At 68.2% G+C, this 19,285-nt stretch carries 27 protein-coding genes; 7 read left to right on the top strand and 20 right to left on the bottom strand.

Annotated elements, in window-relative coordinates; all coding sequences use genetic code 11:
- Positions 1 to 277: 277 nt before the first annotated feature.
- The 14 genes from G6027_RS17025 to ppgK all read right to left on the bottom strand — a co-directional run bounded on the left by G6027_RS17025 (position 278) and on the right by ppgK (position 9,591).
- The gene (locus tag G6027_RS17025; RefSeq protein WP_182638167.1) at positions 278 to 655 is read right to left on the bottom strand and encodes a capsid cement protein; all 378 of its coding nucleotides are present in this window, start codon (positions 653 to 655) and stop codon (positions 278 to 280) included.
- A 3-nt stretch (positions 656 to 658) separates the two neighbouring features.
- The gene (locus tag G6027_RS17030) at positions 659 to 1,630 is read right to left on the bottom strand and encodes a major capsid protein (protein ID WP_182638168.1); all 972 of its coding nucleotides are present in this window, start codon (positions 1,628 to 1,630) and stop codon (positions 659 to 661) included.
- A gap of 363 nt (positions 1,631 to 1,993) precedes the next feature.
- Positions 1,994 to 2,308 (bottom strand): hypothetical protein, encoded by a 315-nt coding sequence (locus tag G6027_RS17035; RefSeq protein WP_182638169.1) that lies wholly within the window; start codon positions 2,306 to 2,308, stop codon positions 1,994 to 1,996.
- A 120-nt stretch (positions 2,309 to 2,428) separates the two neighbouring features.
- A complete protein-coding gene (locus G6027_RS17040) occupies positions 2,429 to 2,581 on the bottom strand; it encodes a hypothetical protein (protein WP_182638170.1) in 153 nt (50 codons plus the stop codon).
- Positions 2,582 to 2,604: 23 nt separating this feature from the next.
- The gene (locus G6027_RS17045; protein ID WP_182638171.1) at positions 2,605 to 2,847 is read right to left on the bottom strand and encodes a hypothetical protein; all 243 of its coding nucleotides are present in this window, start codon (positions 2,845 to 2,847) and stop codon (positions 2,605 to 2,607) included.
- Positions 2,844 to 3,089 carry a hypothetical protein gene (locus G6027_RS17050; RefSeq protein WP_182638172.1) on the bottom strand — a complete coding sequence of 82 codons (246 nt, stop codon included), beginning with the start codon at positions 3,087 to 3,089 and terminating at the stop codon, positions 2,844 to 2,846. Before G6027_RS17050 ends, G6027_RS17045 begins: the two co-directional genes overlap by 4 nt.
- Entirely contained in the window at positions 3,082 to 3,534 is a 453-nt protein-coding gene (locus G6027_RS17055) for a hypothetical protein (RefSeq protein ID WP_182638173.1), read from the bottom strand. The genes G6027_RS17050 and G6027_RS17055 overlap by 8 nt, the downstream gene beginning before the upstream one ends.
- Complete coding sequence (locus G6027_RS17060; protein WP_182638174.1) at positions 3,521 to 4,630, bottom strand: AAA family ATPase; 1,110 nt, start codon at positions 4,628 to 4,630, stop codon at positions 3,521 to 3,523. Before G6027_RS17060 ends, G6027_RS17055 begins: the two co-directional genes overlap by 14 nt.
- On the bottom strand, positions 4,617 to 5,285 hold the full coding sequence (locus G6027_RS17065; protein ID WP_182638175.1) for a hypothetical protein: 669 nt from the start codon (positions 5,283 to 5,285) through the stop codon (positions 4,617 to 4,619). The genes G6027_RS17060 and G6027_RS17065 overlap by 14 nt, the downstream gene beginning before the upstream one ends.
- Positions 5,282 to 5,581 carry a hypothetical protein gene (locus G6027_RS17070; protein ID WP_241727230.1) on the bottom strand — a complete coding sequence of 100 codons (300 nt, stop codon included), beginning with the start codon at positions 5,579 to 5,581 and terminating at the stop codon, positions 5,282 to 5,284. Before G6027_RS17070 ends, G6027_RS17065 begins: the two co-directional genes overlap by 4 nt.
- Positions 5,582 to 5,750: 169 nt before the next feature.
- Positions 5,751 to 6,152 carry a hypothetical protein gene (locus G6027_RS17075; RefSeq protein ID WP_182638176.1) on the bottom strand — a complete coding sequence of 134 codons (402 nt, stop codon included), beginning with the start codon at positions 6,150 to 6,152 and terminating at the stop codon, positions 5,751 to 5,753.
- Positions 6,149 to 7,063, bottom strand: a complete 915-nt coding sequence (locus tag G6027_RS17080; protein ID WP_182638177.1) for a tyrosine-type recombinase/integrase — start codon at positions 7,061 to 7,063, stop codon at positions 6,149 to 6,151. The genes G6027_RS17075 and G6027_RS17080 overlap by 4 nt, the downstream gene beginning before the upstream one ends.
- Before the next feature lie 94 nt (positions 7,064 to 7,157).
- Entirely contained in the window at positions 7,158 to 8,564 is a 1,407-nt protein-coding gene (locus G6027_RS17085) for an RNA polymerase sigma factor (RefSeq protein ID WP_182638178.1), read from the bottom strand.
- A gap of 181 nt (positions 8,565 to 8,745) precedes the next feature.
- On the bottom strand, positions 8,746 to 9,591 hold the full coding sequence (ppgK, locus tag G6027_RS17090) for a polyphosphate--glucose phosphotransferase (RefSeq protein ID WP_182638179.1): 846 nt from the start codon (positions 9,589 to 9,591) through the stop codon (positions 8,746 to 8,748).
- A 160-nt stretch (positions 9,592 to 9,751) separates the two neighbouring features.
- Between ppgK and G6027_RS17095 the strand changes: the two genes are divergently transcribed.
- A complete protein-coding gene (locus G6027_RS17095) occupies positions 9,752 to 10,615 on the top strand; it encodes an inositol monophosphatase family protein (RefSeq protein ID WP_182638180.1) in 864 nt (287 codons plus the stop codon).
- Here the strand turns inward: G6027_RS17095 and cei are convergent.
- A complete protein-coding gene (gene cei, locus G6027_RS17100) occupies positions 10,605 to 11,189 on the bottom strand; it encodes an envelope integrity protein Cei (protein WP_241727231.1) in 585 nt (194 codons plus the stop codon). The genes G6027_RS17095 and cei overlap by 11 nt on opposite strands.
- 260 nt (positions 11,190 to 11,449) lie before the next feature.
- On the opposite strand from cei, the gene G6027_RS17105 reads away from it, so the two are divergent.
- On the top strand, positions 11,450 to 11,752 hold the full coding sequence (locus G6027_RS17105) for a DUF4193 domain-containing protein (protein WP_179525218.1): 303 nt from the start codon (positions 11,450 to 11,452) through the stop codon (positions 11,750 to 11,752).
- A 4-nt stretch (positions 11,753 to 11,756) separates the two neighbouring features.
- On the opposite strand, the gene G6027_RS17110 is transcribed toward G6027_RS17105, so the two are convergent.
- Positions 11,757 to 12,263 (bottom strand): DUF3093 family protein, encoded by a 507-nt coding sequence (locus G6027_RS17110; protein WP_182638182.1) that lies wholly within the window; start codon positions 12,261 to 12,263, stop codon positions 11,757 to 11,759.
- A 53-nt stretch (positions 12,264 to 12,316) separates the two neighbouring features.
- Between G6027_RS17110 and dut the strand changes: the two genes are divergently transcribed.
- From dut to G6027_RS17130, 4 genes are all read left to right on the top strand, one after another.
- Complete coding sequence (gene dut / locus G6027_RS17115) at positions 12,317 to 12,796, top strand: dUTP diphosphatase (protein WP_182638183.1); 480 nt, start codon at positions 12,317 to 12,319, stop codon at positions 12,794 to 12,796.
- Between the two features lie 79 nt (positions 12,797 to 12,875).
- Positions 12,876 to 13,778: a DUF3710 domain-containing protein gene (locus tag G6027_RS17120; RefSeq protein WP_182638184.1), complete on the top strand. Its 903-nt coding sequence runs from the start codon at positions 12,876 to 12,878 to the stop codon at positions 13,776 to 13,778.
- A 26-nt stretch (positions 13,779 to 13,804) separates the two neighbouring features.
- Positions 13,805 to 14,203: an OB-fold nucleic acid binding domain-containing protein gene (locus tag G6027_RS17125; protein ID WP_182638185.1), complete on the top strand. Its 399-nt coding sequence runs from the start codon at positions 13,805 to 13,807 to the stop codon at positions 14,201 to 14,203.
- Positions 14,200 to 14,913 (top strand): DUF3159 domain-containing protein, encoded by a 714-nt coding sequence (locus G6027_RS17130; protein ID WP_182638186.1) that lies wholly within the window; start codon positions 14,200 to 14,202, stop codon positions 14,911 to 14,913. Before G6027_RS17125 ends, G6027_RS17130 begins: the two co-directional genes overlap by 4 nt.
- A 102-nt stretch (positions 14,914 to 15,015) precedes the next feature.
- Here the strand turns inward: G6027_RS17130 and G6027_RS17135 are convergent, their stop codons facing one another.
- The 3 genes from G6027_RS17135 to G6027_RS17145 all read right to left on the bottom strand — a co-directional run bounded on the left by G6027_RS17135 (position 15,016) and on the right by G6027_RS17145 (position 17,181).
- On the bottom strand, positions 15,016 to 15,888 hold the full coding sequence (locus G6027_RS17135; protein ID WP_182638187.1) for a hypothetical protein: 873 nt from the start codon (positions 15,886 to 15,888) through the stop codon (positions 15,016 to 15,018).
- Between the two features lie 175 nt (positions 15,889 to 16,063).
- Positions 16,064 to 16,588 (bottom strand): carboxymuconolactone decarboxylase family protein, encoded by a 525-nt coding sequence (locus tag G6027_RS17140; RefSeq protein ID WP_182638188.1) that lies wholly within the window; start codon positions 16,586 to 16,588, stop codon positions 16,064 to 16,066.
- Positions 16,585 to 17,181: a peroxiredoxin gene (locus G6027_RS17145; protein WP_182638189.1), complete on the bottom strand. Its 597-nt coding sequence runs from the start codon at positions 17,179 to 17,181 to the stop codon at positions 16,585 to 16,587. Before G6027_RS17145 ends, G6027_RS17140 begins: the two co-directional genes overlap by 4 nt.
- Positions 17,182 to 17,335: 154 nt before the next feature.
- Here G6027_RS17145 and G6027_RS17150 point away from each other — a divergent pair, with 154 nt between their 5' ends.
- Positions 17,336 to 18,271 (top strand): hydrogen peroxide-inducible genes activator, encoded by a 936-nt coding sequence (locus G6027_RS17150; RefSeq protein ID WP_182638190.1) that lies wholly within the window; start codon positions 17,336 to 17,338, stop codon positions 18,269 to 18,271.
- On the opposite strand, the gene G6027_RS17155 is transcribed toward G6027_RS17150, so the two are convergent.
- Positions 18,228 to 19,211: a hypothetical protein gene (locus tag G6027_RS17155; RefSeq protein WP_346995787.1), complete on the bottom strand. Its 984-nt coding sequence runs from the start codon at positions 19,209 to 19,211 to the stop codon at positions 18,228 to 18,230. The two genes, G6027_RS17150 and G6027_RS17155, sit on opposite strands and share 44 nt — an antisense overlap.
- Between the last annotated feature and the right edge of the window lie 74 nt (positions 19,212 to 19,285).

Below are 19,285 nucleotides of genomic sequence, written 5' to 3' on the forward strand. Positions count from 1 at the left end.
CCAGACCCGACCACCCGGGGGCATCCCCCCTGGACCCGTAACTTTCGGCCCTGTACAAAAAAGCCTGACTACCGGCGGGTGGCTGTCAGGAGGGGTACCGGGTCAAAGAAAAGGGGCCACCCCCTCTTGTTGACGTGTGAGAGCCCCGCACGGGCTGCCGATCTCGTGCGGGGCTCTCGGGTGGCGGGCTGTTAGCGGGGTCGCTGGTCCCCTTGCCCTGCCGTCCCACCAGTCGCGGAAAGGAGAGTAAGCGCGCTGGTGGGGGTTTGTGGTGGCTCTAGGCCAGGGTGATGTCCACGTGTCCGTCGGTGGCGGCGTGGAGTGCGGTGCCTGCGACCTCTCCGGTGGTGTGGGTGGTGGCGGTGCCGTCGGCTCCCACTTCGACATGCGCGCCGGCGGTGATGCTGCCGGTTGCGGGGACGCGGAAGCATCGGCCGTTGCCGCGCTGGATTCCGACGAGGGTGTCGGTGTCGGCGTCGAGGTGTGCCAGTCCGAAGGGGCGGTCACCGGCGGGGCAGACTGCCACGTTGGGGTGGCTGGTGTCGTCTCCGGCGACCACGGCGACGAACTGCCCCCGGGTCAGGGCGGTGGTGGCGCGGGCGGTGATCGCGGTGCCCGGTGTGTACAGCTCGGTGAGAGCGGTGCGGTAGTTCATGGGTCAGGCTCCTTCGACGGTGCTGGTGCCGGTCAGCTTGATGATGTTGCCGGGGCGGGAGATGTACACGGCGGGCTCGAGGTAGACCTGGGCCCATGTGGAGCGGATCGCCGGGTCTCGCCACGTCTCGGCGGTGAGCCCGTTCTTGGAGACGACGCCTCCGAGTCCGCCGGTTCCGACGACGTACGCGGTGTCAGCGGCGACGCGGGGGCTGATGGCTACCTCCATGCCCAGGCCGGTGAGCAGGTCGGCGTACTGCGGCCCGTAGGCGATGCGCAGGTTGGCATCGTCGGCGGGGTTGACCACGAGCATGTCGCCGCGGGTCAGTAGTCCCTTGGTGCGCAGTTCGGTCTGTGCTCGCACGAGGGCGGCGGCGGGGGTCTGCCCGGCCGGGGTGGGGGTTGCTCCGGTGAGCTGGACATCGGCCCACGAGTCGACCGGCATCACACCGTGGGGGGTGAGGGCGGTGGCCTCGTCCAGGGCCTTGAGGACCATGTCGTCGAGCGTGTCCACGAGGCCCTTGGTGATGAGGCTGATGCCGTCGCGGATGATGTCGGTGATGCCGGCGGCGCGGGCCTCGTCCGAGACGCGGAACTTGCCGCCGATGTCGGACGGGTGCAGGGCCTTGAGGTCTGCCGGGGAGATTCTCACCATGGGGTATTCGGTGCCCTCGGCGCGGTCGGCCAGACCTTCGACGGTCAGGTCTTCCGGTCCGAGGCTGGAGAACCAGAGCATGCCGGTGTTGACGGTGCGCTCGCCTCCGAGTACGCGGGTGGCCAGCGACACCGAGGAGTGCTCGGCGATGATGGTGGCGAGCTGGTCGGGGTTGTCGAGGATCTGCGAGGTGATCGCGGCACCCTCGACGGGGTCGGGGCTCAGGAACACCGAACCGCCTTCGTTGCGGGCGGACGCGACGCCGGTGGCGCGCATGAGTTGGTTCTTGGCGGTGCTGGTGCCGAGGGGCTTGTGTGCCACGGGGTCACTGCCTTTCGAGTTCGGCCCGTGCGACCCACCAGCGGGTGCCGTCGTAGCGGGCTGCGAGTTGTTGTCTGTGGATTCGTTTGCGCACTCCGGCCGGGCTGATGCCTAGTAGGGTTGCTGCGCTTCGGGTGTCCACTTCTGATGAAACCCCACCGGCGAGGTCAGGCGCGATTACGTCACGTGACGTGGGACTCGCGTGTGACAGGCGTTCGATGTCGCGGACGATCGCGGCGGTGGCGAAGTCGTCCGGTTCGCGCCGGGCCCGTAGGTGGCGTGCCAGGAGGGTGAGCGCCCGCGGGGTGAGGATCACCGCGCCGGGCGGGCAGTGCGCCACCTGCCCGGATGCGCGGGCCCCTGTCACTGTTCGGCCTCGAGCGCGGCGGCGCGGAGCAGGAACCGCAGCTCTGCGGCGACTGCCTTGGGGTCGATGTCCAGCTCGGGGGCTCCGAGGGTGGCGGCGGTGCACATCGCCACGGCCAGGGCGGCGTTGGCTATATCCCGCACGGCCACGGCGGGCATCCGATCTGCGAGCAGGTCCTCGGTGGCCAGCGCGAGGTCGGATCGGCCGCGGCCAGTGGTCAGGGTGATGGTGCCGTCGGGCTGGTGTGTGATGTTCGGGTTGTGTCCGTCCAGCGCGGCGACGAGGACGGCGAGGGCCTTGTGGTCAAACATTCGTGGTCTCCTGACGCTTGGCGCGGCGCTGAGCGCGGGCGCGGGCCTTATGTGTGGGCCAGGCATGCCCGACGCGAGTGCAGCGCGGCGGCACAGGCGGAATGGTCGGCAGGCGCTTGTTCATGTGGTCTCCTGGGAAAGCTCGGCGGCATCGACCAGTTGGTCGGCCAGGGTCAGTGCCTCGGTCTTGGACATGTCGAACACGTGATCTGTGCCGATCACAAGGCGGACCGGTCGGCGGTCGTGCCCGCTGACACCAGCGGCGGCAGCCATTGGTTTGGGTTGTAACCGCATGGTCAGTTCTCCTTGATCGGGGGCACGGTCCCGGCCCACACGTGGTGCTGTCGGTGTTTCTTTGGGGTCTGGTCGGCCAAAGTGAGACACGCAGAGAACGCGGTGCACTGCTGGCATTGGGCGGCGGCCCACTTGAGCCGCTCGAGACGGTCGACCGGGGATTCCCCCTCGAGCCGGTCGGTCTCCCAGTCGGTCCACCGGCCCACACATCGGGCAGCGGCGAACGTGTCGGGGTCGGGGATCATCGGCGGGCCTTCCTGTAGGCGGCGAGGGACACGACCCCGGCGGCAGCGTGTCGGCGGGCGTGTTGCTTCTCCAGCGCGTCGAGGTAGATCTTCTGGTGGGCGCGGGCCTCGGTCAGGTCGTCGACGGTGGCCTGGTGCAAGCCGACGCCGGCCCACTCGTGGAGGATGTCTCCGATCCCCGCGAGCTGGGTCTCTGTCATGTGGCCCTCGAGGATCGGTGCGAGCAGCCGGGAGTCAGGCATCACGCCCGCCCTTCTCGATGGAGACGCGCACGGACCGCCCAGGCAGGTAGTCCGACCCGCTCACCCGCACCTGCCAGCCCATGTCCCTCAGTCGGGCAAGGTCATCGAGGGCTAGACCGTCGAGGATGTACGGGTGAGCGATGTAGACCGTCCCGCCTGCGCTCTCGATCACGTCCTGGTGGTCGGCCCACCTCAAGGGGACCCCTAGACCGTCGTTGGTCGGGTCGTCGTAGTGGTCCGGGCGCAGGGCCTTGGCGATGGGGTTATCCCATCCCCAGGTCCGTCGTGACGCGGGCAGGGTGCCGGGGTTCATGGGTGCCTTCCGGTAGTGGTCCTGGGTGGTCCTGGGAGCCTCAGGACCACTGGGGTGTTTGTGCAGGTCAGGGTTGGTCCTGTGGTCCCGGACCTGGGGGTCGAGGACCAAGGACCACTCACGGGTTCTCATGGCGTCTCCGGTACTCGTCCAGTGCGACCACGGCGCGATCCGATCCCCACTTCATCCGCTGTTGCACGTCCCTCTTCGAGGTCGGGGGCGGGTCCAGGGCGGCGAGGGCGTCCACGTCAGCGGCGACCCGCTCGGGGTTGGCACCGATCCCGAAGTCACTTGGGGCCGACTCCCCCTCAGCGGGTGGGACAGTCTCAGCCATGAGGACCCCGCCGGTATAGGACCGCAGGTGGAACACACCGGCCAGCGGTTCCCGATCCCCGGTGGGGCAGTGCTGTCTCAGACCGCCGTGACGGTCCTTGTTCACGGTCAGGTAGGCAGCGCCACCGGAGCCCGGTGTGAAGGCGTCCTTGACCCGCACACGGATCGAGGTTCCGCCAATGGCGCGGCGCTTGGCGCCGGTGCCGCCGGGGCCGAACGTCCTAGACTCGGACCCCTTGGCTAGGTGGTCGATCAGCAGCACCGCGGCGCCGGCCATCGCCATCTTCTTCAACACCGCGGTGTGGACCACAGTGAAGTCGTCGGCGCTGTTGCTGGACGACCCGAAAAGGGGCAGCAGTTCCCCCAGGGAGTCCACGACCACGAGGTCCGGTGCCCAGTCGGCACAGTCGTCCACGACGTTGTACACGTCGCTGCGGTCCTCCGGTTCGATGTACCGGAACCGGTCGAGGGTCCCCAGCATGTCGGGGTCCACTCCAAGGGCCACCAGGCGGGCGGCGATGGAGGCCACCCCGTTGTGGTCCAGGTCGACCACGAGGACCTTCTGCCCGGCGGTCAGTGCCTCGGCAGCGGCGGCGAGGGACACCCATGTCTTGCCTGATTCGGGGTCTCCGAAGATCAGGTTGACTTGTCCGGCGTAGAACAGTCGGTGTCCGTCAGTGCGGGCGCCGAAGGCCGGTTCGGGTGGTCCTGGGATGGTCCCGGCGAGCAGTCCGGCAACGTCGGCGTACCGGGCGCGGGTGATTCCGTATTCGGGCAGGTCATCGCGGTCCCGGACCGGTCCCGGACCACTGTCGGGGTAGTGGTCCTGTGGTCCTGGACCCCTATGTGTAGGACCACCAGGACCACCGTCGGTGAAGGGGTCACTCGTGAGCATCGCCGGCCCCCTTACGGGCAGCGGTGAGCCGGTCGTGGAGACCTCGCAGTCGGGTCCCGCCGGTGATGATGTGCTCCCACAGTTCATCCTCGCCCGCGGTGGCACACCACCCGACCAACCCGGTGCCGTGCGATTCGACGGCGCGGCGGAAGTGGCCGGCGAGAATCTGGGCGCAGTAGTACGGGATCGCCTCGGGCACCCCGCCGGCGGTGGTCGCTTGGGTGAGCTCGTCACGGACCGACTGGGAAGCGTCCCCGGTGCGCACGATCTCGTCCATGACGGCCTGGGCGCCGGTGATACCGCGGGCAGCGAGGGCGCAGATTGCGGCCCAGATCGTCCTGTGTGGCTCGTCCAGGTCCTCGGGGTGCACAAGGGTGGCCGCGTTCTTTACGGCCTTCTGTGACGCCCACAGGGCGCCCGACAGTAGTAGCCGGCACGAGTCGGGCGGCGGGCCAACGGGAAGCAGCTGGCCGGCTCCAGCGTCGGTGCGGTACCCGATGGGCGGATGCCCCTGCGCAACCCATGCGGAGTTGAATCGGTCGAGCTGGTCAGTGATCTGCGACCGGTGCGCAGGCGGGGTAGAGTGACTGTCAGAATCAGCGTTCTTGTGGGGGCCGGTCTCGTGGTGGGGGCCGGCCTTCTGCGTGTCGGTCACTGCGACGCACCCCCGGCCTCGTCACGGCCGGCGGTGGCGCGGCGCCGGCGGGCCTGCGCCGACTTCAGCGCGAGACGCTGGAAGTACGCCTTGCGGGCGTTCTCGGCACGCTTGGCGCGCTCGGCAGGGGAGAGGACACCCTCGGGATCGACTTGCTTCTCAAAGCGATCCAGGGCGGCTTGACGGGCTTTCGCGGTACGCGCGGCCCGGTCGGTTGTGGTGGCCCACGACTCGTGAGCGGCGATCTGGGCGCGCATCTTTCTTTCGGATGCGCTGAGAGATTCGGACTGTGGCATGACAACCTCTGGAGATGCGAGGTAGGCCGCGCTTGAGGGGCGGCCTGGTCATGCTCACGTCCGGCGGACGCTGCACCGGATTGAGGGTCCGGCTTCCAGGTAGCACTGTAGCACAGCGAATAACAGCGCTGTCATTCACCAGTTAGTGCAGGTAGGGCGCGTGGCATCGCTAAACAAATCTGCGCAGCGCAGACACCGACACTTCGGTCTGTCCAGCCCCGGCCAGACGGTCGAGGAAGCGGAACAGTTTATCGCCGCCAACGATGAACGGGCCGGGAAAGTGAAAGTTCGGAGCAAGCCGGGTGTCGATGCCCCTCTCGGTCATCAGGGGTCGGGAGTCTGTTGCCACGTTGTCCATGCGGCGTGATGCACGCAACTGTGGTTCGAGCGCCAGTTCTACGAGCGCCAGTTCCTCGTTCGCTTCCCCGTGACGGTTCTTGGAGCGCACGGATTGCGGATTGTCCTCGGTCCACCGCATGCCCGCGACGAAACTGGGGGCATCCCGGTGCTTGCGCACGAAGGAGCAGTAGATCGAACCATCGTCGTGAAGCACGTCGATCCGCGTGGTCATAGGTCTCCCAGGTTCAGGCGGCGCGCTTCTTCGGCGGCGCGAGCTGACGCGGTATCGGCCGCGTATCGGTCGATCATGTCTCTGGTGCTCCACCCGGCCACCGCCATGAGTCCGCCCTCTGAGCCCCCGGCGGCTAGCCATCGAGAGGCCGCCGTGTGGCGCAGAACGTGCGGGGTGAAGTTCGGTATGCCAGCAAGGTCGGCGCGCCACTTGAGCGTCTTGTGTAGCCCGTAGTAGGCCAAGGTTTTGCCTCGGTCGCCCACCCACAAGTCGCGGGAGCCGGAGCGGAGATGCGCGCGACGGGCTCGCAGGTAGCGGTCGATCGTCCGGCCGGTCTGGTCTGAGATTGGCACCACGCGGCCCTTGCCGCCCTTGCCGCGGACCACGGTCACGGTTCCCGAGGTGAGGTTCACAGAATCGGTGGTCAGGTCGCACACCTCGCCGGCGCGGATACCGGTCTCGAGCATTAACCGCACGATCGCCTCGTCCCGGCGGTCCCGAAGGTCTTTGCCCTTGCAGGCTTTGAGTAGCGCGGCGCACTGGGCTTCGGTGAGTGAGTTAATGACCTTGCGATCGAGCTTCGGCGGTTTTGAGCCCAGCAGGAGGTCTTCGTCGGCCTCGTCTTCCTCGACGAGCCACGCGGAGAACCGGCGCAGCGCCAGATGCCGGGAACGGGCGGTCGCAGCTTCGGCGCCGGCGTCGAGCAGCTCGGAGACGAATCGGTTAACCGTGGGCTTGTCCAGGACCGGGGGCACGTCGGCTGTACCAGTCCACTCGATGAACTTGCGCACCCCGTCGCCGTAGCTCTTGACCGTGGCCGGCGACTTGCGTTCAGCGCGCAGCGCTAGTTCCCAGGACGGCAGGAGGTGCACTAGATCGAGCGGGGGAGGGGATTTTTTGCGACGCGCCATAACTAATATCTTGACCGCAAGCGGTGTGCTTGTCTAGTGTGAGGGCTACAACCCGCCATAACAGCAGGTTGTAGCCCTATCAGACCGGCCCCCGTCAGTCCAGGTAGTCGCGCAGCACCTGGGACCGCGACGGGTGGCGCAGCTTCGACATGGTCTTGGACTCGATCTGGCGGATCCGCTCGCGCGTGACCCCGTAGACCTGCCCGATCTCGTCGAGCGTGCGGGGCAGTCCGTCGGTGAGGCCGAAACGCAACCGCACCACGCCCGCCTCGCGCTCGGACAGGGTGTCGAGCACGGAGCGGAGCTGGTCCTGCAGGAGCGTGAAGCTCACTGCGTCCACGGCCACCACGGCCTCGGAGTCCTCGATGAAGTCGCCGAGCTGCGAGTCGCCCTCGTCGCCGATGGTCTGGTCGAGCGAGATGGGCTCCCGGGCGTACTGCTGGATCTCCAGCACCTTCTCCGGGGTGATGTCCATCTCCTTGGCCAGTTCCTCCGGGGTGGGCTCGCGGCCCAGGTCCTGAAGTAGCTCACGCTGGATGCGGCCGAGCTTGTTGATGACCTCAACCATGTGCACCGGGATGCGGATGGTGCGCGCCTGGTCGGCCATGGCGCGGGTGATGGCCTGGCGAATCCACCAGGTCGCATAGGTCGAGAACTTGTAGCCCTTGGTGTAGTCGAACTTCTCGACCGCGCGGATCAGACCCAGGTTGCCCTCCTGGATGAGATCCAGGAACGCCATCCCGCGGCCGGTGTAGCGCTTGGCCAGGGACACGACCAGCCGGAGGTTGGCCTCGAGCAGGTGGTTCTTGGCGCGGACGCCGTCCCGCTCGATCCACTTGTAGTCGCGGCGCTGGGCGGTGGTGAGCTTCTCGCCACGCTCGACGACCTGCGCCATGAACCAGGTGGCGTACAGGCCGGCCTCGATACGCTTGGCCAGCTCGACCTCCTCCTCGGCGTTGAGCAGGGCGACCTTGCCGATCTGCTTGAGGTAGGCGCGGACCGAGTCTGCCGACGCGGTGAGCTCGGCGTCCTTGCGGGCCTGTCGCAGTGCCTCGGACTCGTCCTCGTCCCAGACGAAGTCACCCGACGCCTTGTCCTTGGCGGTGGGCCCCTCCTTGGTCTCCTCGTCGGCCTCCGAGTCATCGACGTCGACAACTTCGACCTCGACGTCCTCGAGCTCTGCGGTGTCAGGCTCGACCTCGAGGGCCTCGACGGGTGCCTCGTCGACCGGAGCAGCGTCCGTGAGCGCGGGGTCGCCGGCTCCGGCGGTCTTCTTGGCCGCGGTCTTCTTCGCGGCGGTCTTCTTCGCGGCGGTCTTCTTGGCCGCGGTCTTCTTGGCGGGAGACGACTTCTTCGCCGCCGTCCTCTTGGCGGGAGCGGCCTTCTTCGCTGGTGTCCTGCTCGCCGCGGTCCTCTTGGCGGGGGCCTCGCCCGTGACCTCGGTGTCCGACGGATCGCCGCTCATCGCGGAATCCGAACTGGTGGTCTTCGTGGCTGCCACAAACGCCCCTTCACAACCGGTGAATCGATGGGAAACGGGGATCGATGCCGTACATTCTGCCGACACTCGAGCCGTCCGCCTTGCGGTACCGGGCCCGTCCCCGGCCGGTAGGTGATCCCGGCCTGCGCCATTGTAACGAGGATCCAGCCCGGAGGTCGCATCAGGCGCTGTTGACGGCGGGTCAGTAGCTGTCCGGGGACACCGTCGCCCCCAGGTCCACCAGGCCGGCGTGCCCCGCCGCGTACAGCGCGGCGCCGATGATCCCGGCGTCGCCACGTCGAATGGCCGCGCGAACCGGTGTGCGGTTCTGCAGCAGCGGGAACCATTCCTCCGCGGCCTCGCTGATCCCGCCCCCCAGGACGAACGCGCGGGGCCAGAGCAGGTCCTCGAGGGAACGCAGGACGTTGGACACGTGGGGTGCCCATTCCTCGTAGGTCAGTTCGTCCCGCGCACGTACACCCGCGGAGGCCAGGTGTTCGGCCTCGTCGAAACCCCGCCCGGCGATGTCCTCCACCATGAGGTGCCCGAACTCTGTGTTGGGGATGAGGTGTCCGTTCAACAGCAGGGCCGAACCGATGCCGGTGCCGAAGGTCAGCAGGACCACCAGGCCGTCCACGCCCTCACCTGCGCCGTAGTGCACCTCGGTGATCCCCGCGGCGTCCGCGTCGTTGAGCATGACCACCGAGCGTCCGGGGAGGTGTCTGTCGAACAGCGCGATCACATCGCAGCCGACCCAGGAGCCGTCGATGTTGTGGGCGATCCGGGCGACGCCGTCGTGGATGACACTGGGCAGCGCCACGCCCACCGGGCCGTCCCATCCGACCTCCTCGACCATCGCGCGGATGACCTCGGCGACCGCGTCCGGGGTCGCCGGCTGGGGGGTGGGTCGTGTCAACCGCGCGCCGAGGAGTTCCCCGGTGCCGAGGTCGACCCGTCCGACCTTGATCCCGGTGCCGCCGACGTCCACCCCCAAGCCGGTGGAGGTGACGGATGCCTGGTCGCGCTCGGCGGGGGTGGGGGTGGGCATCTCGGGCTCCCGGGTGACGGGCCGTGTGGGTCACGGCTGAGGGTTGGAGACCATCGGGCCCACGGGGCACGATGGGGGCGACGAGCGCCCGTTCGTCAGCGTATCTGTCCGGTCCCCCGCGGGACCGGACCATCCGGAGACGACGACGAAGGGAGCCGCCATGGCGGAGGAGACGGCCCACGGTGTCGCGGGACCAGCCCACGAGGACACCATCGACGAGTTGAGGGCGTTCGCGGACCGACTCGCGGTCTCGGGCGGTGACGTGGCCCGGCGGATGGTGGAGCAGTTGGCCTCCACGGGCCTCGACCCGCGCGCCAAGAGTTCGGCGACCGACCCGGTGACCGTCATCGACACCACCGTGGAGGAGCACCTCCGTTCGCGGGTGGCCGCCGCCAGGCCGGGCGACCGGGTCCTGGGGGAGGAGGGTGGCGAGGGGTCGACCGCCGCAGGACGGGGAGTCGTGCGGTGGGTGGTGGATCCGGTCGACGGGACCGTCAACCTCCTCTACGGGATCCCCTTCACCGCCGTCTCCGTGGCGGCGGAGGTCGACGGGGTGGTTCGCGCGGGCGCGGTCCACAACATCGTCACCGGTGAGACCTGGACCGCGGGGGTCGGCCGCGGGTCGAGCCTCCGATCCGCCACGGGAACGGTCACCGAACTGAGAGCGTCGTCGTGCGACGACCTGTCGATGGCGCTCGTGGGAACCGGGTTCTCCTACGACTCGGACGTCCGAGCGGAACAGGGGCGGGCGGTCGCGGAACTCCTTCCGCGGATCCGCGACATCAGACGGTGCGGGTCCGCGGCACTGGACCTGTGCATGCTGGCCACCGCCCGCATCGACGCCTACTACGAGCGCTGCCTCAAGCCGTGGGATCACGCAGCCGGGGCGCTGATCGCCGCCGAGGCCGGCGCGGTGGTGCGGGTCTCCTATGACGACGAGGTCCCCACCGTCGCTGCGGCGCCTGGTGTGGCGAGGGAGTTCTTCTCCGCGCTCGAGACGCTCGGGGGCGCGGTCAGCAGTTGACGGCGCGCGCCGCATCCAGCTCGGCGGAGATCGGTTGACGTCCCACCTTCAGCTCGTCGAGCGAGCCCACACTCTCCGTCGAGTCCGACAGGCGCGAGAAGATCGTCCCCAGCACCAGGTCGACGGACTCGTCCGCCCGCCCGTCGGACACCAGCTGCATGCACGGCGCCGCCAGGGACAGTGACCGCGCGTTCGCCTGCCCGGCCTCGCCGTACCGGATCTGTCCGTGGCACTCGAGGTCCTGGGCGTAGACGGGGTCGTTACTGGTGGCGTCGGCTCCCGCCGGCTGGAATCCGCGTTCGGCGAGTTGGGCGGCGACCGCGCCGGCCTGGCCGCTCTGCCCGTTCGCGTTGAGCACCCGGACCCTGGTGTCCGCCAACAGGGCCGGCTCGACCGTGTCGAGGGCGTCGGCGGGCTGGTCCTGCAACCCGGCCTCCTCCGCCGCGGGCGTCACGGGGCAGGCGGCGGCCTGCGTCGCCGCATCACTCCCCCTGAGGGCGAAGGCCCACACGAGGCACCCGAGGACCAACGTGGCCACCACGAAGATGATGTAGGGGCCGCGCATACGTCCCATCCCCCGAGTGGGGGTCGGACTGGGTGTCGCCTGGGCGCTGAGGTGGACGACCATGAGGGTCCTTCCTGCAGGTGTCGCGGTGCGGGAGCCCTGTCCGGGTCCGCCTCACCACTCTAATCGTCGGGGAATCGGCGACCCGGCGGGGACACGGTCCGGAAGTGCGGATGAAATCCCTGCTAGTTTCCGTTAATATGCGTGCGCCGGTCGGTCCACGATCGAGCCGCCCGCCCCTCGTCACCAGACCGCTAGAGAAGAGACACATGGCAACCGACTACGACGCACCCCGCCGGACCGAAGCTGACGAGCTGGCCGGTGATTCGCTGGAGGAACTCAAGGCCCGGAGGGCGGAGGGGGCAACCGGCGAGGTCGACGTGGACGAGACGGACACCGCCGAGTCCTACGAACTGCCGGGAGCGGACCTCTCGGGGGAAGAACTCACCGTTCGCGTGGTTCCCGAGCAGGACAACGAGTTCACCTGTGGAGACTGCTTCCTCGTCCATCACCGGAGCCGCTTCGCCGAGGAGAGGGACGGACTGCCGATCTGCGTGGACTGCGCGGGCTGATCGCTCAGCTGTAGTGGTTGTCGGGGAGCGCCGCCGCGAGCCCCTCCGGGTCCCGGGTACTGATCAACCAGTAGGGCGTCGGGTCCAGCGGGTCGTCTAGGACGACGATCACCATGGTGGGGACATAGCCGCGGTGGACGACGAACGCCTCCGGATCGAGCTGGCGCCCCATCGCGGCCTGCTTGGCGGTCGCGGGCACGACGGCGCTGCGCGAGATGGCCTCGAAGGGCAGGCGCGCGCGGCCCGCGTACAGGGTCCCTCCGCCCTGCCCGTCGGACTCGACCTCGATCCGCTCGCGGCCGACGGTCACGAAGAGCCAGGCGAACAGGGCGGGCACGACCACGGTGAGGAGCCACAGCCACCACGGTGCGCCGAGGACCGAGGCCACGGCGGCGACGAGGGCGGTGACGGCAGCGAGAACCACCCACCACCACGCCGGTACCCGGAGTCGTTCTGAGTGGACAGGGCGCGGGACGCGGTCGGGCGACGGTCGGAGATCTTCTTCGGGCACGACATCAAGACTATCCATCACCCGGGCTCCACCCGGCAGGAGGGCGGCCAGCAATGAACTACTCGGATCACACGTCCCGATCAGGCGGACCATTGCGTCTACGGAGGTTGGACCCCGGGCTTCCGGCGCCGTCCCGCGCTCATCCCTCGGATGCGGGTATCGACCTCTACTCCGCAGTCGACTGCGAACTCGAGCCCGGGCAGCGTTCGCTGGTGGGCACGGGGGTGTCCGTCGCCATCCCGGAGGGGTATGCGGGACTCGTCCATCCCAGATCCGGGCTCGCCGCGCGTGCCGGACTCTCGATCGTCAACGCCCCGGGAACCATCGATGCCGGATATCGCGGTGAGATCAAGGTCAACCTCGTCAACCTCGACCCGTCCGATCCCGTCAGCATCGGACGCGGTGACCGGATCGCTCAGTTGATCATCCAGAGAGTCGAACTCTGGGACGTCCTGGAGGTCGACGAGCTCGATCAGACCGACCGGGGCGAGCGGGGCCACGGATCGACCGGAGGTCACCACCGCCTGACCTGACCGGCGTCAGACATCGTTGGGTAGCGTCAAGAGGCACGGTCCCGACCGGGACCGGGTCGCACGCGGAGAGGATTCGACCATGTTCGGACGCAAGAAGTCGGTGACCGGGGACCGCGACGCCGCCACCCCCGGGGAGCCCGCGGACTCCGCACCGTCCGCGACGGGTCCCCATGACCGCTCGTCGGTAGGGGACGTGGCCCGGTACTACACCGACCTCGGGTACGGACACCTCGACCTCGGTTCCCTGGTGATCGGCGTCCCCAAGGGACGTGATCTCAACGTCGCGCTGGACCCGAACGGCCAGCCGGAGTTCCACGTGGTCACCACCGTCTCGCGGGTCATCCCGCGGGCCTTCGCCGCGCCGAAGTCCGCAGGGCAGTGGCGGACCATGGTCACCGGCATGCGTGAGCAACTCGAGGGCCAGGGCGCAGAGGTGACCGTCGAGGACGGTCCGTGGGGGCGCGAGCTCGTGGCCGTCATGCCGGGAGCGGTGTTCCGTGCGATCGGGGTCGACGGTCACCGGTGGACCGCTGAGGTGCGCATCATGGCCACCCCGGAGCTGGCCGAGCAGGCCGCCGAGGAGGGCAGGGAGGTGTTCAAGCACCTTCTGGTGAACCGTGGCGACGGACCGATGCCCGTCCGGGAGGCGCTACCGCTGACCATCCCTGACGAGATCCAACAGGCGCTGGTCAAGGCGCAGTCGCAACTGGCGGCGCAGCAGCAGGCCCAGGCCTACCAGCAGCAGATGGCGGCCGGTCAACAGGGCCAGGCGGCCACGCAGGCCCGGCCCCAGAGTCCGCAGCCCCAGAGTCCGCAGACCCAGAGTCCGCAGACCCAGACGTCGGGCGCCCCGACCCCGACCCCGGCGCCGACTCCGACCCCGACCCCGGCGTCCTCCGGGGACCAGCCTCAGCAGCCGGAGTCGCGGCCACGTCGGGACGGCAGCGCCATGGACCGGCTCCGACCCACCGACGATCTCTGACCATCCGACGTGCTGAGGGGGGAGCCATGTCCGTCACACGGATGCTCCGTGGGCTCTCGGCTCGACTGACCGCGCCGCTCGAGTCGCTCGACGCGGTGGACCTGGCCGGGGTGGTGCAGGGCATCGGCAGCTCACCGGTCGAGAGCGCCCAGCGGGGCCAGCTGGTCACTCTGGCCGGCCGCGTGCGCACAGTTCTGTCCGGTGGGGGAGAACAGTTCCTCGGGGTGACGGCCGAGGTGTATGACGGTACGGGTGCGGTGGACGTGTGTTGGCTGGGACGTAGATCGATCCCGGGGATCGACACGGGCCGCTTCGTCAAGGTGACCGGGCGCATCGGCGTCCGGGCGGGCCAGAAGATCATGTTCAATCCACGCTACGAGTTGCTCAGCGGGCAACCGGGCGCGGGACGCGGAGGAGAAGTGTGACCGAGTCTGAGCGAGCCGGGGATCAGTCCACCGGTGACATCCCCACCGAGAACCCGGCAACGAAGCGGAAGTCCGCGTTCGGTGACCCGGACGCCTCGCTGCTCGAGCAGATGGGTGGTGTCCGCGGGCTCGTCTACTCGTCGATTCCCATACTGACCTTCGTCCCCGTCAACAGCTTCTGGGGACTGACGGTGGCGATATGGGCCGCTCTGGGGGTGGCGGTAGCGATGCTGGCGTGGTCACTGGCCCGCCGCGAGAACCCCCAGCCGGCGATCTCCGGCTTCATCGGGGTCGCGATCGGCGTCCTGATCGCCTGGCGTACCGGAAGCGCGAAGGGGTATTTCCTCTACGGGATCATCACGCAGGCGGTGTACGGCGGGGCGTTCGCGCTGTCCGCGCTCGCGCGGTGGCCGCTCGTCGGCGTGATCTGGGGGTTGCTCGACGGGAAGGGAATGGCCTGGCGCCGAAATCCCCAGGCGCGACGGTGGTATGCCGTCGCCACCTGGGTCTGGGCCGGGCTCTTCGCGATTCGTGCTGTCCTGCAGTACGCGCTCTATTTGAACGACGAGGTCAATTGGCTCGGGGCTGCGCGGATCGCCATGGGGTGGCCGCTCGCGCTGGTGGCGTTCGCCGTGACGATCTGGGCGGTCCGTCGCGCGATGGTCCACGAGAGAGAGTCCGCGGAGGTCGGAGAAGTCACGGACGGTTGATCAGCATCGTCTCGTGCCGACGACAGCCCCCGGCGACCTCGCCGGGGGCTGTCGTCGGCCGAGCGAGTCACCTGTCGCCGGCGGGAATTCGTGATGCTGGGATCAGACCGTGCTCGTTGCCATCCGCGAGAACTCGCTCGGTCCGGTGATGGTGCGATAAGCGAATACCGAGGCCAGGGTGGCCACGGGGATCGCGATGAGGAGCCCGACGAACAGGGCCAGGAAACCGGCCACGACGACGAGGATGTTGAGCACTGCGAGAGCGAACAGGTTCCCCGCGTCGGACTTGATCGCGTTGACGCTGGACTTCATGGCGTCGATCGCGGTCATGTTGCGGTCCACGACGAAGTGGAGGGTCCAGTACAGGAAGAACGCGACCACGATTCCGGGGATGATGAGGAGGATCAACCCGATCGACGTCGCGATCGCCACGAGGATCGCGGCGATGACGAACGCCCCGAAGTTCTGCAACTTGAAGAAGTCACCGATCTCCGGCTTGTGTCCGTCCACCTCGAGTAGGGCTCCCCGGATGATGAAGGCCTGGAACAGGAAGCTCACGGCGATCGCCAGTATGGAGCCCAGGAACGCCACCGACGCCGACTGAGAATTGGATATCGAACTCGCGATCCCGTTGGCGAGGAACATGGCCAACGTGACCAAGACCCACGGCAGTGGATTGTTCTTGAACATCTGCCAGCCGGCGCCGATGGCGTCGGTGGCGGACACCCTGCCCGTCATCACCGGCCCGCCCCCCTGGCCGGACTGGGGGTATCCGGACCCGTACCCCTGGTCTCCGTACGGCTGGTGGCCGAAGCCCTGCTGGCCGTAACCCTGTCCGGGATAGGGCTCCTGGCCGAATCCCTGTGCGTCCCCCTGTCCGCCGTACTGCTGTCCGCCCCAGTTCTGTTGGGCGGCGCCGGTGCTGTTCGGATCGTTCGGGAACCCGTCCCCTGACGGGGTGCCTCCGGTGGTCATGGCGTCTCCAGATCTCTTCGCATCGGTGTGAAAGATTTTTCCACTTCCCTGCCTCCGAACCTAGTCCTGTCTGGGCGATTTGGGGAGGGTCAACTCACCGTGTTGCGTGAGCGGACAGCGCGGAGCCCCGTCGACGGTGTCGACGGGGCTCCATATGCGGCTACGGGACGCGGTGTCAGATGTTGGCGTGAATCTCGACAGCCTGCGCAACGCCGGCCACGGTGCCGGCGATCTTCACGGCCTCCCAGGCCTGCTCCTTGGTGATGCCCTCCTTGCGGATGACGTCATCGTGAGCAGCGGTGCAGTTCTCGCACCCGTTGATCGTCGAGACGGCCATGGACCAGAGCTCGAAATCGGCTTTCTCTACTCCCGGATTCGCGATGATGTTCATCCGTAGGCCCATCCTGACCTGCGTGTAATCGTCGCCCAGGAACTCTTTGGCGCGGTAGGCCACGTTGTTCATGGCCATGATGGAGGCAGCGCCCAGAGCGGCGTTGAACGCCTCGTCGGACAGGTGCTCGCGCGCCTCGTCGGCGATCTCGGACAGCACGGTCTCGGACCGGGTCGCCGCGGCGGTGGCCAGGAAGGTCCCCCAGAGCTGCTGGGGCGACAGCTCCGTGGAGCGCGCCAGCGACCCGAGGTTCAGCTTGAGATCCTTCGCGAACTCAGGGAGCCCGGACTTCAGGTTCTCGATGGTCACTTGATGCCCTCCTGCAGCATGTCCATCTTGTTGATGTTCTTCGTCGGGTCGTTCTTCTGCCAGTTGCAGGCGCAGACCTCGGACGACTGGAGGGCGTCGAGGACGCGGAGGACCTCGTCCACGTTGCGACCGACGGCGTCCGGCGTCACGGAGACGAACTGGATGACGTTGTCCGGGTCGACGATGAAGGTCGCGCGGTCGGCGACCCCGTCCGCGTTCTCGACACCGAGCGCGCGGATCAACTCGTGCTTGATGTCCGACAGGATCGGGAACGGGACACCCTTGAGCTCGTCGTTGGTCGCGCGCCAGTTGAAGTGCGCGAACTCGTTGTCGATCGAGCCACCGAGAACCTGCGTGTCGCGGTCCTGGAAGTCCTCGTCGAGCTTGCCGAACGCGGCGATCTCGGTGGGGCAGACGAAGGTGAAGTCCTTCGGGTAGAAGAAGATCACCCGCCACTTGCCGGCGTACGACTGGTTGGTGATCGTCTCGAAGTAGTCCTCGGGCTGCTGGGCGTTGACCTGCTGCAGGTCGCCACCCTTGAGTGCGGTGAGCTCGAAGTCGGGGAACTGATCGCCGATGGTGAGAAGTGCCATGTGATCCTCCTGGGTTATGGGCCGTTCTTGAACGGGCAGGGGAGACTATGCCCGACACCCAGTGAGAGGTAAAGCCTAATGAGGTGAAGATCACCCATAGGGGCGGGTGAATAATCATCGACGTGGGGCTATTGATCGTCCTACACTCATCGACATGGCCAATCAGCGGTTCGTTCCGAGCGTGACCCAGCTCAGGGTGTTCCTCGCTGTCGCGGAGCGTCTTCACTTCCGCAGTGCCGCTGAAGAGCTGGGAATGAGCCAGCCGTCTCTCTCCCAGGCCCTGGCGACGCTGGAGGAGGGACTGCGGGTTCATCTGGTCGAACGGAGCACCAGGACGGTGCTCGTCACACCGGTCGGGCACCAACTCCTCCCGTTCGCACGGGCCGCCGTGGGCGCGATGGACGCAGTGGCCGACATCGCCGCCGGTAGCGGGGGGCCGCTGTCGGGCGACGTCCGAATCGGAGTGATCCCCACGGCCGCGCCCTACCTACTGCCGGGGCTGCTTCCCGCATTGACCGAGCGTTTCCCGGATCTGCGGCCACGGATCGTCGAGGATCAGACCGCCAGACTGCTCGAGCAGTTGCGCTCGGGGGCTATCGACGTCGCGATCATGGCCCTTCCCACCGATTCCGCGGGTGCCATCGGTATGCCCCTGTACACCGAACCGTTCGCACTCCTCGTCCCGGCTGACCACCCGCTCGCCGGGCGGGAGGGCCTCTCGCTCGAGGCCCTCGTGGATCTCCCACTCCTGATGCTCGACGAGGGGCATTGCCTCCGTGACCAGACGGTGGACCTGTGCCGGCGGGTCTCGGCTCCGATCCTGGGTCGTGGTGGGTCGCGGGCGGCGTCCCTGACCACCGCGGTGCGGTGCGTCGCCGGGGGGCTGGGGGTGATGATCGTGCCGGAGTCGGCCGTGGTGTCCGAGAGCCGCGACCCCGGCATCGGGGTCGCGAGGTTCCTCGAGCCCGCACCGGGCCGGACGATGGGTCTGGTGCTTCGCACGGCCACGGCCGGTGACGACGCCTACGCCGAGCTCGGGGGCGTGATCACCGCGGTGGCCGAGCGGCTGTTCGGGGCGGTTCCCGCCTGAGTGGCAGTTGTTCGGTACCGGCCGAGCTGGTGGAGATCGTCGACTCCAGGGTTCGCACCGCCACCAGGTATCGGGCGCGGAGCGCCTGTGTCCGCGCGATCCATCCGCGCTGGTGGGCGACGAACTCCGCACGTCCCTCGGGGGATTCCACCGGGATCGGGTCGAGCCCCCACGCCGACAGATCATAGGGCGAGGACCGCATGTCGACCTCGCGGGCGTCGAATGCGGCGACCAGCGTGGCCACCAGGAGCTCGCCCGGGGCTCCGGCCTCCATGTCCGCGACGTGCGAGTAGAGGTCCATCCCGGAATGGAGGCAGGCGGGTTGTTCGTGACGGACCTTCGCGTCGCGGGTGAGGACGTCCTCGTTGAGGGGGACGGCCGCCTCGGAGAAGAACCTGAGGGCATCGAAGTGCGTGCACCGTAGCCGGGAGCGGTCGACCACCTCGTCGATCCGTGTATGCGACACCCGTAGAGGGACCTGTCGGTGACGGACGGCGTCGTCCCCGCTGCGGTAGAGCATGGCCCATTCATGGAGGCCGAAACAGCCCATGGCGCCGGGTCTCGACGCTGTTGCCTCGACGACCTCGCGCGCCCGGGAGATGCGGGGCCCGCAGCGGGACAGGACGGACGTGGGGTCCACGATCAGGCCGGTCCGGCCGTGTAGTGAGGCGCGCTCGTAATGACGCCATTCGACCCGCTCGGTCAGGTGGGCGTTCTCCAGGATGATCCCGGGGCCGGGGTGCCAGCGTCGGATGGTGGCGACGCTCGACCGATAGTAGGTGAAGAGGAAGTCCGCGACCGGGTGTGGCTCGCCTCGCCGTCGACGCTCGAGGTGGTCGGTGGTCAGTGAGTCCACGGCCCCGGCGTGCCGGAGTTCCAGTGCTCGCCAGAGGCGTTCGGGCACCAGAACCGGGTCGGCGGTGCGGCGCCTCGGGCTCACGACCGTCGCTTCTTCTTGGGGCGGTGCACCCGGGATTGGGCGGGCCGTCGGGAACGAGCCGAGGGCGCGGACTC

It is taken from the genome of Dietzia sp. SLG310A2-38A2 (assembly GCF_014145095.1).
Lineage (GTDB): Bacteria > Actinomycetota > Actinomycetes > Mycobacteriales > Mycobacteriaceae > Dietzia.

What these genes read in the sequence shown, in the direction of transcription:
- G6027_RS17025 (WP_182638167.1), bottom strand. Translation starts at nt 655, where the DNA reads ATGAACTACCGCACCGCTCTCACCGAGCTGTACACACCGGGCACCGCG.
- dut (WP_182638183.1), top strand. Translation starts at nt 12,317, where the DNA reads ATGAACTACTCGGATCACACGTCCCGATCAGGCGGACCATTGCGTCTA.
- G6027_RS17055 (WP_182638173.1), bottom strand. Translation starts at nt 3,534, where the DNA reads ATGAGAACCCGTGAGTGGTCCTTGGTCCTCGACCCCCAGGTCCGGGAC.
- G6027_RS17080 (WP_182638177.1), bottom strand. Translation starts at nt 7,063, where the DNA reads ATGGCGCGTCGCAAAAAATCCCCTCCCCCGCTCGATCTAGTGCACCTC.
- ppgK (WP_182638179.1), bottom strand. Translation starts at nt 9,591, where the DNA reads ATGCCCACCCCCACCCCCGCCGAGCGCGACCAGGCATCCGTCACCTCC.
- G6027_RS17135 (WP_182638187.1), bottom strand. Translation starts at nt 15,888, where the DNA reads ATGACCACCGGAGGCACCCCGTCAGGGGACGGGTTCCCGAACGATCCG.
- G6027_RS17045 (WP_182638171.1), bottom strand. Translation starts at nt 2,847, where the DNA reads ATGATCCCCGACCCCGACACGTTCGCCGCTGCCCGATGTGTGGGCCGG.
- G6027_RS17040 (WP_182638170.1), bottom strand. Translation starts at nt 2,581, where the DNA reads ATGGCTGCCGCCGCTGGTGTCAGCGGGCACGACCGCCGACCGGTCCGC.
- cei (WP_241727231.1), bottom strand. Translation starts at nt 11,189, where the DNA reads ATGGGACGTATGCGCGGCCCCTACATCATCTTCGTGGTGGCCACGTTG.
- G6027_RS17050 (WP_182638172.1), bottom strand. Translation starts at nt 3,089, where the DNA reads ATGCCTGACTCCCGGCTGCTCGCACCGATCCTCGAGGGCCACATGACA.
- G6027_RS17145 (WP_182638189.1), bottom strand. Translation starts at nt 17,181, where the DNA reads ATGGCACTTCTCACCATCGGCGATCAGTTCCCCGACTTCGAGCTCACC.
- G6027_RS17125 (WP_182638185.1), top strand. Translation starts at nt 13,805, where the DNA reads ATGTCCGTCACACGGATGCTCCGTGGGCTCTCGGCTCGACTGACCGCG.
- G6027_RS17070 (WP_241727230.1), bottom strand. Translation starts at nt 5,581, where the DNA reads ATGCCACAGTCCGAATCTCTCAGCGCATCCGAAAGAAAGATGCGCGCC.
- G6027_RS17150 (WP_182638190.1), top strand. Translation starts at nt 17,336, where the DNA reads ATGGCCAATCAGCGGTTCGTTCCGAGCGTGACCCAGCTCAGGGTGTTC.
- G6027_RS17075 (WP_182638176.1), bottom strand. Translation starts at nt 6,152, where the DNA reads ATGACCACGCGGATCGACGTGCTTCACGACGATGGTTCGATCTACTGC.
- G6027_RS17060 (WP_182638174.1), bottom strand. Translation starts at nt 4,630, where the DNA reads ATGCTCACGAGTGACCCCTTCACCGACGGTGGTCCTGGTGGTCCTACA.
- G6027_RS17095 (WP_182638180.1), top strand. Translation starts at nt 9,752, where the DNA reads ATGGCGGAGGAGACGGCCCACGGTGTCGCGGGACCAGCCCACGAGGAC.
- G6027_RS17120 (WP_182638184.1), top strand. Translation starts at nt 12,876, where the DNA reads ATGTTCGGACGCAAGAAGTCGGTGACCGGGGACCGCGACGCCGCCACC.
- G6027_RS17035 (WP_182638169.1), bottom strand. Translation starts at nt 2,308, where the DNA reads ATGTTTGACCACAAGGCCCTCGCCGTCCTCGTCGCCGCGCTGGACGGA.
- G6027_RS17105 (WP_179525218.1), top strand. Translation starts at nt 11,450, where the DNA reads ATGGCAACCGACTACGACGCACCCCGCCGGACCGAAGCTGACGAGCTG.